Consider the following 13,272-nt stretch of genomic DNA (forward strand, 5'->3'; position numbering starts at 1 on the left):
GTAAATCGAAAATATTATAACTGAGCTATCAAATGAAAAATATCAAGACCGGTGGTGTTCGTGCTCAACAAAAAGAAAGAACTCGCCGTACTTTAATTGAAACAGCATTTAATCAACTTAATGCTGAGCAAGGTTTTACAAGTTTAAGTTTGCGAGAAGTAGCGCGTGAAGCTGGAATCGCTGCTACTTCATTTTATCGTCATTTTCGTGATATGGATGAGTTGGGTTTAGCCATGGTTGATGAAAGCGGTTTAACGCTTCGTCAATTATTGCGACAAGCACGTAAGCGTATTGAAAAAGGTGGTAGTGTATTACGGACATCGGTGACCACATTTATTGAATTTATTGATAAGAATCCGAAGGTCTTTTTATTACTTCTTCGTGAAAAAGCGGGGACGTCAGCCGCTTTTCGATCTGCTATTGCCCGTGAAATTCAACACTTTATTGTCGAACTTGTGGATTATCTTGATAATGCTAACCAAATGCCTCACCATTATAATGAAGCTCAAGCAGAAGCGATGGTCACTATTGCATTTAATGCTGGTGCAGAAGCGATTGATTTTGATTTGGTGCAGCGTGAAAAATTAATTGAAGATCTCATTTTTCAACTACGAATGGTATCTCGTGGAGCTTATTATCTATACCATAAAGAACAAATCAAAAAAGATAGTCATTAATCGATATGCCTCATCTCAAAACCCTAATTTGGTTGTAATATTAAAGTTTCATGCTGTTTAGCAATTAATTATTTTCAATAAGAATATCTACTAATTACTGATTTTTACTATTACTATTTATTGTGTTTTTGTTATTCATACTGTAGCATTAAAAAAAAAAGAGAAACATTGTTAAATAGAAATTAATTTCATGACTAAACTATACTTTTTGCTTTATTCGCTTATTTTGTCCTTTCCCTTTTTCAACTATGCTTATTCAAATGTGGGATTTAAGGAAATCTATTATAGCAAAGAAGACAGTAGACCTTTAAATATTGCAATATGGTATCCGACAGATGCTCAACAAAGAGCAGTAGCTATTGGCGATAATGCCGTTTTTTACGGTTCTAAAGTCATTCCTAATGCAGCATCTATTTCAAATTATCGTAAACATCCTTTGATTGTTATTTCGCATGGTTATGGAGGAAATTGGCAAAGTTTAAATTGGCTTGCTTATGAACTGGCAGATAGGGGATATATTGTTGCTGCACCAAATCATCCGGGAACTACTTATTTTAATAAAGATATTACTCAATCTACTAAATTGTGGTTACGTCCTCAAGATCTAAGTAAAACTATTGATGCGTTACAAATAGATGAGTTTTTGGCAAACTATATTGATATGAATAAAATTTCATCTATTGGACATTCCCTTGGCGGTTGGACAGTAGCTGCACTTGCTGGAGCAAGGTTTGATACAGATCTTTTTAAACAAGATTGCACTATACATTCACATTTAAAAGCTTGCCAGTTAGTAAATGAACTTGGACTGGATAACCCACAATTAAATAAAAACATGTCAGATCAGAGAATAAAGTCATTTATTTCTTTAGATGCTGGATTAGTTAGAGGATTTACTGCAGATAGTTTGAAAAATATTGCTTTTCCTTCTTTAATCATTGGCGCTGGTATTGATGTTGGTGATATGAATGTAGAACTAGAATCTGGTTATTTACAACAGTTTCTTTCAAAATCATTATCAACTTATATTGTTATCCCTGATGCAACGCATTTTAGTTTCATGCAAATTTGTAAATCAGATGCTATAGATATTTTAGAGCAAGAGGCTAAAGGAGAAGCAATCATTTGTAAAGATGGTGGGAATCGCACAAGGACAGAGATACACCGTGAAATAACGGATCAAATAATCGATTTTTTAGCTAAGGTGAATTTAAATTAAGTGCCTATTTTAGAAATATACTGCGGCAAAAGCCGCAGTAATACTTTTAGTGATACTTAAAGGTTTTGTAGTACTTTTTCAACACTGTCTTTAGCATCACCAAATAGCATATAGCTATTTTCTTTAAAGAATAGTGGATTTTGTACACCTGCATAACCAGTATTCATTGAGCGTTTAGAAATAACAACCGTTTTTGCTTTCCAAACTTCAAGAACAGGCATGCCTGCTATTGGGCTATTTGGATCTTCTTCTGCCGCTGGGTTGACTGTATCGTTAGCTCCAATTACCCAAACCACATCAGTATCAGGGAAGTCATCGTTGATTTCATCCATTTCTAATACAATATCATAAGGGACTTTTGCTTCGGCTAATAATACATTCATATGCCCAGGTAAACGTCCTGCTACTGGGTGAATACCAAAACGAACTTCTATACCCATACCACGTAGTCTTTCAGTAATATTACTTACTGCACCTTGAGCTTGAGCAACTGCCATACCATACCCAGGGACAATAATAACTGAGCGAGCTTCTTTTAAAGTTTGTGCAACTTCAGCTGGTTGCATTTCACGGTATTCACCTTGTTCTTCATCCGATGAACTAGCTGCGCTACCATCGCTACCGAAACCGCCAGCAATAACACTAATAAATGAGCGGTTCATCGCTTTACACATAATATATGAAAGAATTGCGCCTGATGAACCAACTAATGCGCCTGTTACAATTAATAGATCATTGCCTAACATAAAGCCTGCTGCTGCTGCTGCCCAACCTGAATAAGAATTTAGCATTGAAATAACAACAGGCATGTCAGCACCACCAATTGAAGCAACAAGATGGAAACCAAACACGAATGCAATAATTGCCATGATCAACAAACTAATTGTTGCACCAGCGCCACTTTTTACTTCAACAAAAGTAAACATTAAAATGATAGAAACAACAATTGCTGCTAGATTCCAATAATGTTTATTTGGAATTGATAATGGTTTTGAGCTAATGCGTCCATTTAATTTACCAAATGCGACAACAGAGCCGGAGAAGGTTACTGCGCCGATAAAGACACCAACAAAAATCTCTACTAAATGTACAGTTAACTCACCACCTTGAAAATTTTGAATGTGTGGTTCTAAATAACTGTTTAAGCCAACTAGAACAGCAGCCATTCCAACAAAGCTATGAAGTAGTGCAACAAGCTCTGGCATTTGAGTCATTTCAACTTTTTTAGCCAAATATAAACCAATTACAGCACCAATAATCATTGCAATAACTATCCAGTGTAATCCGCCTTTAATACTTGCAACTGCTGCAATAAGTGCGATTACCATACCAATCATACCGTAAATATTACCAGATTTGGCAGATTCTTGGTTGGAAAGACCTCGTAAACTAAAGATAAAAAGTAATGCAGCAATAACATAGGCTGCTTGAATGATTCCATTACTCATAATGTATGCTCTCCTTTACTTGCCACGTTGGAACATTTTCAGCATTCTTTGAGTAACAAAGAATCCACCAAAAATATTGATACTAGCAATCAAAATAGCAACAAAAGCAATTGCCGTAGTTAAGCCATTATCATCACTGACTTGTAATATTGCTCCGACCAATATAATTCCAGAAATTGCATTAGTTACCGACATTAGTGGTGTATGCAAAGAATGTGTAACATTCCATACAACGTAGTAACCAACAACGCAAGATAATGCAAATACAGTAAAATGCCCTAAAAAGCTTTCAGGAACGGAGTTTGCAAGCCAGAAGAAAGCAATGAGAACTAAAGCTAAAATACCATATTTTTTGCGAGGATCCATTGGCTTTGGTTCTGGTTTAACAATTGGCTCTGCTGCTTTTTTCTGAGGTTGAGCAGATACTTGAATCGGTGGTGCTGGCCAAGTGATTTCTTTATCTTTAACCACAGTTACACCACGAATTACAACATCTTCAAAATTGATATCAATATTACCGTCTTTTTCTTTAGCAAGCAGTTTTAATAGGTTAACAATGTTAGTACCATAAAGCTGTGATGCTTGTGCTGGCATACGATTAGCTAAATCAGTATAACCAACAATTTTAACATTGTTATCTGTTTCGAAAATTTCACCTGGTTTAGTTAATTCACAGTTACCACCAGTTAACGCAGCCAAATCAACAATAACACTACCCGGTTTCATTGATTCAACCATTTCTTTCGAAATGAGTTTTGGAGCTGGTTTACCTGGAATTAGTGCAGTTGTTATGATGATATCAACATCTTTGGCTTGCTCTGCAAACAGTGCCATTTCAGCTTCAATAAAGGCCGCTGACATTTGTTTAGCATAACCGTCACCAGAACCTGCTTCTTCTTCAAAATCTAACTCTAAAAAGTCAGCTCCCATGCTATTAATTTGTTCGGCAACTTCAGGGCGGGTGTCAAAAGCACGAACAATTGCCCCCAGACTCACCGCTGCGCCAATGGCTGCAAGGCCTGCAACACCTGCTCCAATAACTAATATTTTAGCTGGCGGTACTTTACCAGCAGCAGTAACTTGCCCTGTAAAGAATCGACCAAATTGATTTGCTGCTTCAATAACTGAACGATAACCAGCAATATTAGACATTGAGCTTAATGCATCTAGAGATTGTGCACGTGAAATACGTGGTACACAATCCATAGCCATTACAGTAATATTTTTGGTGGCTAATTTTTCTAATAGCTCTTTATGTTGAGCTGGATAAATATAGCTAATAAGGGTTGAACCCTCTTTCATTAAAGAAATTTCATCATCGCTTGGCGCATGAAACTTCAAAATTAAATCATTTTGCCAAACATCTTGTGTGTTTTGAATTGTGGCTCCAGCATCAATAAAAGCTTGGTCTTCATAATGAGCTGCATGTCCAGCGCCTTGTTCTACGGAAACTGTAAAGCCCAGTTTTAACAGTTGTCCAACAGTCAAAGGAGTTGCTGCAACTCTAGCTTCATTGGCTAACCGTTCTTTAGGTATACCGATATGCATTTCGTTACGTCCTTATGTTAGTTTATTGTATGTAAGTTGATTTTAGCATAAATAGGGTTATGTGCGAGTAGGGAATCTATTTTTTATTCAAGAAATAAGATTTTTAAATTATCTGAGTAATATTTATTAATTAATATTATTATAAGGCTATATCGAAATAGCTATAATTTAAATAAAACAGTTTTAATGCTTTCATTGAATTCCATTACAAATTTACTCTATATTGTTATATAATTGGCGTTATTTTTGTGTCTACCTTGAAGTGTAAACTTTAAGGCATGATTCGATTTTGTTCTCCTTGAATTAAGGATTTTTTATGATTGATTTTTCCCAATCAGTGCCAGAACTGGTCTCTTGGGCAAAAAAGAATGATTTTTCGATCGCTTTGCCTGTGGAAAGGTTAGCTTTTTTATTAGCTATTGCCGTATTAAATAGCGAACGTTTTGACGGTGAAATGACGGAATCTGAATTAATTGATGCTTTTAGGCATGTTTCACAAATTTTCGAGCAGAGTGAAGACACTATTACATTGCGAGCCAATAATGCTATCAATGATTTGGTACGCCAACGCTTAATCACACGTTTTGCAAGTGAAATGACAGACGGTTTCTCGATTTATCGTTTAACTCCGTTAGGTATAGGTATTTCTGATTATTATATTCGCCAACGTGAATTCTCAACGCTGCGTTTATCCATTCAGTTATCTATTGTTGCGCAAGAGTTAAAACGAGCTGCAGATGCAGCCATCGAAGGTGGTGATGATTTACATTGGCATCGAAATGTCTTTGCTCCATTAAAATATTCAGTCGCTGAAATTTTTGATAGTATCGATATCACACAACGAGTGATGGATGAACAACAAGCTGATGTTAAACAAAATATTTCTGCCCTATTAAGTCAAGATTGGCAAGCAGCAATTAGCAGTTGTGAAGGGTTGCTGACTGAAACATCACAAACATTGCGGGAGTTACAAGATACTTTGGCTGCTGCAGGTGATAAATTACAAGCCAGTTTACTTTTAATACAAGATGCGACGCTTGATAATCCAGAACTCGATAAAATCAACAATGTAGTTATGGATCTGCAAGGTAAACTAGATCGCATTATTGGTTGGGGGCAAAAAGCGATTGACCTTTGGATCGGTTATGATCGCCATGTTCATAAATTTATTCGCACTGCTATTGATTTAGATAAAAATCGTGTGTTTTCACAACGCTTACGAAAATCGATTCAAGGATACTTTGATTTGCCTTGGTCACTCACTTTTGCTAATGCCGATCGCTTACTAGATATGCGTGATGAAGAATTGGCTTTACATGATGCTGAAGTAACTGGGGAATTACCGTCGGAACTTGAATTTGAAATGATTGAAGAGATTCAAGAACATATTATTGCTCATATTGAACAAAATTTAATGGTATTTAAGCAAGAAAATAAACCACTTGATATGGGCGCTACCATTCATAGCTATTTGGCTCAGTTCCCGCGCGAACAACATTTTGATATAGCAAGATTATTTATTGATCAAGCCATTCGTCTCGGTATTGCTGAAGATGATTGGCTTGGAATTCCTGCCGAATGGAAACCTATTAACGATTATGGAGCTAAGGTACAAGCACATGTCATCAACAGATACTAACGATTTCGAAACACAACAAACTGCACATCATCTTGATGAAGTTATGGGGCGCATAGTCGCTAGTTCTCAGGCTTCTATTGATAAATATATGCCCGTTAAGTTGGCCCAAGCAATTGCTAATCCGATCTTTCCAGAACTGGATAGTTTATTACGCTCTGGCCGTCATATTGGTATTGATGAACTTGATCATCATGCTTTTCTAATGGATTTCCAACTTGAGCTTGAACAATTTTATCAACGTTATAATGTTGAGCTAATCCGTGCACCTGAAGGATTTTTCTATCTTCGTCCTCGCTCAACAACATTAATACCTCGTTCAGTATTATCGGAGCTTGATATGCTTGTTGGCAAAGTACTTTGTTATTTGTATTTAAGTCCCGAGAGATTAGCGCATGAGGGGATTTTTACCTTACAAGAATTGTTTGATGAACTGGTTTCATTAGCAGATGAAAGTAAGTTACTCAAATTAGTAAACCAACGTTCAACAGGTTCAGATTTAGATCGCCAAAAACTATTTGATAAAGTGAAAACAGCGTTAAATCGCCTACGCCGGCTAGGCATGATTTTTTTTATTGTTGGTAATGACAGTAGCCGTTTTCGCATTAACGAATCAATTTTCCGTTTTGGTGCGGATGTACGAAGTAGTGATGACGCACAAGAAGCTCAATTACGCCTAATTCGAGATGGCGAAGCAATTAAAATCGAATCAGCACTTATTTTAGATGATAATAATGAAGAACAAGATGAAGATGTTAATGAGGAGACTGAATAATCATGATTGGACACGGTAAATTTCACTCATTAACGCTAATTAACTGGAATGGTTTTTTTGCACGAACTTTTGAGCTTGACCAATTAGTTACGACATTATCTGGTGGTAATGGTGCTGGTAAATCAACTACCATGGCGGCATTTGTAACTGCATTAATACCTGACTTAACTTTATTACACTTTAGAAATACAACCGAAGCTGGAGCCACATCAGGCTCACGAGATAAAGGCTTGCATGGTAAATTAAAACCAGGCGTCTGTTATTCTATGTTGGACGTAATTAACTCACGGAATCAAAGAATTATTTGTGGTGTACGTTTGCAACAAGTAGCAGGGCGAGACAAAAAAGTCGATATCAAGCCTTTTTTATTGCAAGGATTATCTATCAGTGTAAGCCCAACAGAGTTGGTTACGGAGCGTTTAAATGATAAACAAGCGCGAATTTTATCGTTACCAGAGTTAAAAGATAAAGCCGAATCAATGGAAGGCATTATCTTTAAACAATTTAACTCAATTACTGATTATCATTCGGTTATGTTTGATTTTGGTATTTTACCGAAACGCTTGCGCTCTCCATCCGATAGAAGTAAATATTACCGTTTGATTGAGGCCTCACTTTATGGTGGTATCTCAAGTGCTATTACTCGTTCTCTACGTGATTATTTATTACCAGAAAATAGTGGTGTGCGAAAAGCTTTCCAAGATATGGAAGCCGCATTACGCGAGAATCGGATGACGTTAGAAGCTATTCGAGTAACTCAATCAGATCGTGACTTATTTAAACACTTAATTACTGAGTCAACTAATTATGTGGCAGCTGATTATATGCGCCATAATAATGAACGCCGAGTTCATATAGAATCAGTACTTGGCCTGCGTCGTGACATGTTTAAAACGCAAGAGCTGCTTATAAGCAATCAATACCGCCAAGTTGAAATGGCAAAAGAACTTAAAGAATATCAAAATGCGCAAAATGATTTGGAAACCGACTTACAGGCAGCTAATGATCACCTCAATTTAGCGCAAACTGCATTACGTCAACAGGAAAAAATCGATCGTTATCAAGCAGATTTAGATGATTTAAACTTAAAGTTAGAAGAACAAAACGAAGTGGTACTTGAAGCGAATGAACAGTACCAAAACTATCGTGAGCAAGTAGAACAAACAGAACAAGAAGTTGACGAAATCAAGACTCAATTAGCTGATTATCAACAGGCTCTTGATGTTCAACAAACACGTGCAATTCAATACCAACAGGCCTTACAGGCGTTAAAAAATGCTCAGTCATTATGCCAGTTACAAAAATTAGGTATTAGTAATATTGAAAATCACTATGAATTGTTTGAAGAAAAGCAAAAAGAGATCACGGAACAAGTTCTTGAACTTGAGCAAAAATTAAGTGTATCTGATGCGGCAATTAATCAGTTTGACCGTGCTTATCAATTAGTGATTAAATTAGTCGGCGATGTTACCCGAAGTGACGCTTTTGCGGCAGCTAAAGAAGCATTAAGACAATGGCCATCACAATGTTACCAAGCAGAACAAGCCGAGCATTTACAGCTACAACTAGATGAGCTAGAACAACGATTTTTTGAACAAAAAGAAGCAGAATCGTTATTAACACAATTTTGTAAACGTATTGAACGCCAAGTTAATTACGATGAACTAGATGATTTAAAACAAGAAATTGAATTGCAATTAGACGAAACAGCCGAACGAGCTAATGAATCTAGCGAAAAACGTATCGAATTTAGGCAAGAGCTTGAACAAATTCAATCAAAAATAGCTGATTATCGTCAAAAAGCTCCATTATGGTTGAAAGCACAAGATGCATTAATCGCTTTACAAGAACAAACTAGCGAACATTTTAATAACAGTCAAGATGTCACTCAACATATGCAAAAACTGCTAGAAAAAGAGCGAATACTTGTTACTGAGCGAGACCAAATTAGTTTTAGACGCAACCAATTAGATGTTCAAATTGAGCAACTAAATCAACCTAGTGGTGTCGATGATGGACGTTTGTCTTCGTTAGCAGAACGATTTAATGGTGTATTACTTTCTGAAATTTATGAAGATGTAACAATTGATGATGCACCTTACTTTTCTGCATTATATGGTCCATCAAGACAAGCTATTGTTGTACCAGATTTATCATTAGTTAAACAGCAATTAGAAAACCTTACCGCAAGTGATGAAGATTACCCTGAAGATATCTATTTTATCGAAGGTGATCCTTCATCATTTGATGATAGTGTTTTTGATTGTGAGGAGATGAATAAAGCGGTACTTGTCAAAACGGGTGATCGTCAATGGCGATTCTCAAGCTTCCCTAAAGTACCACTATTTGGTCGTGCTGCTCGTGAGATTCACCTTGAAAAATTATCTGCCGAACGTGATGAATTACATGAACGCTATGCAACTATCTCATTTGATTTACAAAAATTACAACGAATTGAACAAAATGTTGGGCAATTTATTGGTCAACATTTAGGAGTTGCTTTTGATATCGATCCTGAAGCTGAAGCGCAAAAATTAACGACAAGACGCACTGAAATTGAACGACAATTATCGTCTCAGGAAAGTATTGATAAACAAAATCAGCAAAAAGTTACTAATTGCAAAGAACAATTAGCAACCATAAATCGCTTGATTGCGCAAATGCATTTATTGGCTGATGATGATCTGGCCGATAGGGTTGACGATTTACGTGAACAAGTTGCACAAGCACAAGAATCTGCGCAATATGTTAGCCGTAATCGTAATACAGTTTCTGAGCTTGAACCAATTTTAGCTGTTTTACAAAGTGATCCTGAACAAAATGAGGCTTTACGAGAACAATACAATACAGTTAAAGCACAACAACAGACTATCCGCCAACAAGTTTTTGCCTTAACTGAAGTAATGCAACGTCGTGCACACTTTAGCTATGAAGACTCGGCAGGTATGCTAAATGAAAATAGTGATTTAAATGAAAAATTACGTTCTCGCTTAGAAGTCGTCGAAGTTCAAAGAACTGAAGCGCGCAGTCAGATGCAACAGTATCAAGACAAATACAATCAATATAACCAAACGCTAGCTTCGCTTAAAAGTGCATTTGAAACTAAGCGCGATATGTTGCATGAGCTACAAAAAGAAATTGAACAAATTGGGGTAAAAGCCGATGCGATCACTGAAGAACGTGCTCGATTACGTCGTGATGAAATCCATCAAAAATTAAATAATAATCGTCAACATTGTACATCGCTTGAAAAGCAACTCATTATGTGCGAAAGCGAAATGACACAATTGCAAAAACGACTAACTCAAACACTGCGAGATTATAAGCAACTACGCGAACAAGTAGTGCAAGCCAAAGCGGGTTGGTGTTTAGTCTTAAGGCTTGTTAAAGAAAATAGTGTTGAACGGCGTTTACATCGACGTGAACTTGCCTATTTAAGTGCGGATGAATTGCGCTCAATGTCAGATAAAGCATTAGGTTCCTTACGTTTAGCTGTTAATGACAATGAACATTTACGGGATGTATTAAGACTATCAGAAGATCCAAAACGCCCAGAACGTAAAATCCAATTCTATATCGCTGTTTACGCACATTTGCGTGAACGAATTCGCCAAGATATTGTTAAAACTGACGATCCAATTGAAGCCATTGAACAGATGGAAATTGAATTGTCACGCTTAACAGAAGAACTCACTTCGCGTGAACAGCAACTGGCAATTAGCTCGAAGAGTGTATCGAATATTATTCGTAAGACCATACAGCGCGAACAAAATCGTATTCGTATGCTTAACCAAGGATTACAAGCAGTGGCATTTGGTCAAGTTAATGGCGTGCGTTTAAATGTCAATGTTCGCGAAGCTCATTCAACTCTTTTAGCTGCACTTGCCGATGAGCAAAATGAACATCAAGATCTATTTAGTAATAATCGTATTACCTTCTCGGAAGCGTTAGCTAAACTCTATCAACGTTTAAATCCACATATTGATATGGGACAACGAACTGCTCAAAATATTGGTGAAGAACTGCTAGATTATCGAAATTATCTTGAAATGGATGTTGAGGTGAATCGAGGTGCAGATGGTTGGTTACGTGCTGAAAGCGGTGCATTATCGACGGGTGAGGCAATTGGTACAGGTATGTCAATTTTACTTATGGTGATTCAAAGTTGGGAAGAAGAATCCAAGCGACTTCGGAATAAAGATATTTTGCCATGTCGTCTACTATTCTTAGATGAAGCAGCTCGACTAGATGCCAAATCAATTGCAACACTATTTGAACTTTGTGAACGATTAGAAATGCAATTAATCATTGCTGCTCCAGAAAACATCAGTCCTGAAAAAGGAACAACCTATAAACTAGTACGTAAAGTTATTAATAACCAAGAACATGTGCATGTAGTTGGTTTGAAAGGCTTTGCTTAATTCCTGCTTTGCCGACATTGTCGGCAAAACCTTACAATTTTTGTAAAAAAGTTTCAGGTAACTATACGTTTCAGTATAAATATCTTGAAAATAGATTAAAAATCAAAAAATTGACTATCATTATTCAATTGAAAAGTTGGATGTACTCGTTGCTCATAAAAAGGGATATTACGTATTGTTGACTAAACTCAAAATATTACTTATTGCCGTTCTTGCTTGATGACTGTTTTTCCAACAAGTTGAACCTGTTAATAATGCACCTTCGTTAAGGATTTCATCTAAACTAGCATTACGCAATTTATCGAAAGAATCGAACTTCATATCTTCAAGCCTTTCAATAATTTTGGTACCCACAAATTTAAGCTCCATCAACTGCTGTCGTTCTGTTTCTGTAAAGGCCATATTATTCTCCTTACATTATATTGAATATAATTTTAAACTGATGCATTTAGCTTTTTCCACTTTCTTATTTTTGCTCTAAACGATTTAAAAGGCGCCACAGAATTGATATGGATAAATCGAGCAACAGTCCAAGATTCAGGATAAGGTTTAGTCCAATTACGGCTATCTTTTATAAACAAAGTGTCTTCGTTCAAAGATTGAATCCAATCATTCCAAATGGTGATTTGCTGATTAAATGCTTGAATTAATGCCTGTAATGATAGGTATTGATATGTTTTATAAAATTGCCGATACAAATTACCCAATTGATTCCATTTGTATCCAGGGGCCGGTAATTCAGGTGTTTGACCAGCAAGCTCATCATCATCCCAAGATTTCACCAAATTAAGCCAACCGAGTTGATAAGCAATCATTTGTGCAGGAGTACGATCAACGCCCTCTACCAAAGAGTCTTTTTGTGATTCAGATAAAACTATAAACTCATCAATAAATAGCTTGGCCGTTTTGTTTATTTCATCTAATAACTGCTGTTTAGTTGCATAAGCCATGTCACCTACTTCTTATGAGATCATTCATATCTTTAAAGATAACATAAAATCAATATCTTATCTAAATATTTTTAATGAAATCTCTGTTTTTATTTTCTTTGTTTTTGAAATATTTCAATTCTTCATCGATAAAATATCGTACTAGATTTGCATATAGATCTTTGATGATTTCGCCATTAAGTCCTAATTCATTCGACCATTGTTTTCGTTGCTCTAGCATACTGTCAAAACGTTCTTTGGCTTGTACGTCAGTGGTATTTTTCTTGAACTTACTGGCAGCTTTGACGTATTCAAAGCGTGTAGCAAGCAATTTAATTATGGAATGGTCAATCTGATCTATTTCGGCACGAATGTGGTTCATATTCTCACATTTGTTTGGCGCTTGGGTAGGTTTATAAGTCACGATTTTATACCTTTTGTTTATTTAACTTTTTATATCCTATCACTATTAGATTATGCACAAAAGTATCACTTAGTAGATGTCATCATTGCACTATATTTATATATACAAAATTGATTGTGCACTTTTAATAGAATTGAGTTTAATATTTGGAGATATTCAATAATTAATTGATTTTTTTTTATTTATTAAATCAAT

The 13,272-nt window shown here is 36.1% G+C and carries 10 protein-coding genes; 5 read left to right on the forward strand and 5 right to left on the reverse strand.

The genetic code is table 11. The annotated features are described in order from the left end of the window. Positions 1–32 precede the first annotated feature (32 nt). A complete protein-coding gene (fabR, locus tag GYW75_RS06080) occupies positions 33–677 on the forward strand; it encodes an HTH-type transcriptional repressor FabR (protein ID WP_065626638.1) in 645 nt (214 codons plus the stop codon). A 190-nt stretch (positions 678–867) separates the two neighbouring features. Continuing rightward, entirely contained in the window at positions 868–1,896 is a 1,029-nt protein-coding gene (locus tag GYW75_RS06085) for an alpha/beta hydrolase family protein (protein ID WP_174798779.1), read from the forward strand. 56 nt (positions 1,897–1,952) lie between these two features. On the opposite strand, the gene pntB is transcribed toward GYW75_RS06085, so the two are convergent. Both pntB and pntA read right to left on the reverse strand, forming a co-directional pair. Next, a complete protein-coding gene (gene pntB, locus GYW75_RS06090; RefSeq protein ID WP_174798780.1) occupies positions 1,953–3,344 on the reverse strand; it encodes a Re/Si-specific NAD(P)(+) transhydrogenase subunit beta in 1,392 nt (463 codons plus the stop codon). A gap of 15 nt (positions 3,345–3,359) precedes the next feature. Then, positions 3,360–4,892 carry a Re/Si-specific NAD(P)(+) transhydrogenase subunit alpha gene (pntA, locus tag GYW75_RS06095; RefSeq protein WP_065610228.1) on the reverse strand — a complete coding sequence of 511 codons (1,533 nt, stop codon included), beginning with the start codon at positions 4,890–4,892 and terminating at the stop codon, positions 3,360–3,362. 316 nt (positions 4,893–5,208) lie between these two features. Here pntA and mukF point away from each other — a divergent pair, with 316 nt between their 5' ends. Genes mukF through mukB form a run of 3 tightly spaced genes read left to right on the forward strand, consistent with a single transcriptional unit; the run spans position 5,209 to position 11,724 of the window. Further along, positions 5,209–6,531: a chromosome partition protein MukF gene (mukF, locus tag GYW75_RS06100; RefSeq protein WP_065590313.1), complete on the forward strand. Its 1,323-nt coding sequence runs from the start codon at positions 5,209–5,211 to the stop codon at positions 6,529–6,531. A 43-nt stretch (positions 6,532–6,574) separates the two neighbouring features. Continuing rightward, on the forward strand, positions 6,575–7,303 hold the full coding sequence (gene mukE, locus GYW75_RS06105; RefSeq protein ID WP_081299322.1) for a chromosome partition protein MukE: 729 nt from the start codon (positions 6,575–6,577) through the stop codon (positions 7,301–7,303). 2 nt (positions 7,304–7,305) lie between these two features. After that, a complete protein-coding gene (gene mukB / locus GYW75_RS06110; protein ID WP_174798781.1) occupies positions 7,306–11,724 on the forward strand; it encodes a chromosome partition protein MukB in 4,419 nt (1,472 codons plus the stop codon). 168 nt (positions 11,725–11,892) lie between these two features. Here mukB and GYW75_RS06115 read toward each other — a convergent pair whose 3' ends face one another. The 3 genes from GYW75_RS06115 to GYW75_RS06125 all read right to left on the reverse strand — a co-directional run bounded on the left by GYW75_RS06115 (position 11,893) and on the right by GYW75_RS06125 (position 13,077). Beyond that, positions 11,893–12,126, reverse strand: coding sequence for a Pathogenicity locus (locus tag GYW75_RS06115; RefSeq protein ID WP_085165567.1), 234 nt, complete (start codon positions 12,124–12,126; stop codon positions 11,893–11,895). Between the two features lie 32 nt (positions 12,127–12,158). After that, positions 12,159–12,674, reverse strand: a complete 516-nt coding sequence (locus tag GYW75_RS06120; RefSeq protein WP_174798782.1) for a ClbS/DfsB family four-helix bundle protein — start codon at positions 12,672–12,674, stop codon at positions 12,159–12,161. Positions 12,675–12,735: 61 nt separating this feature from the next. Then, the gene (locus tag GYW75_RS06125; protein ID WP_202983932.1) at positions 12,736–13,077 is read right to left on the reverse strand and encodes a chorismate mutase; all 342 of its coding nucleotides are present in this window, start codon (positions 13,075–13,077) and stop codon (positions 12,736–12,738) included. Positions 13,078–13,272 lie beyond the last annotated feature (195 nt).

Source organism: Gilliamella sp. ESL0232, assembly GCF_013346885.1.
GTDB lineage: Bacteria > Pseudomonadota > Gammaproteobacteria > Enterobacterales > Orbaceae > Gilliamella > Gilliamella bombi.

Excerpts from the sequence above, each read along its gene's own strand:
- fabR (WP_065626638.1), top strand. The coding sequence starts at position 33 with ATGAAAAATATCAAGACCGGTGGTGTTCGTGCTCAACAAAAAGAAAGA.
- GYW75_RS06085 (WP_174798779.1), top strand. The coding sequence starts at position 868 with ATGACTAAACTATACTTTTTGCTTTATTCGCTTATTTTGTCCTTTCCC.
- pntB (WP_174798780.1), bottom strand. The coding sequence starts at position 3,344 with ATGAGTAATGGAATCATTCAAGCAGCCTATGTTATTGCTGCATTACTT.
- pntA (WP_065610228.1), bottom strand. The coding sequence starts at position 4,892 with ATGCATATCGGTATACCTAAAGAACGGTTAGCCAATGAAGCTAGAGTT.
- mukF (WP_065590313.1), top strand. The coding sequence starts at position 5,209 with ATGATTGATTTTTCCCAATCAGTGCCAGAACTGGTCTCTTGGGCAAAA.
- mukE (WP_081299322.1), top strand. The coding sequence starts at position 6,575 with ATGGGGCGCATAGTCGCTAGTTCTCAGGCTTCTATTGATAAATATATG.
- mukB (WP_174798781.1), top strand. The coding sequence starts at position 7,306 with ATGATTGGACACGGTAAATTTCACTCATTAACGCTAATTAACTGGAAT.
- GYW75_RS06115 (WP_085165567.1), bottom strand. The coding sequence starts at position 12,126 with ATGGCCTTTACAGAAACAGAACGACAGCAGTTGATGGAGCTTAAATTT.
- GYW75_RS06120 (WP_174798782.1), bottom strand. The coding sequence starts at position 12,674 with ATGGCTTATGCAACTAAACAGCAGTTATTAGATGAAATAAACAAAACG.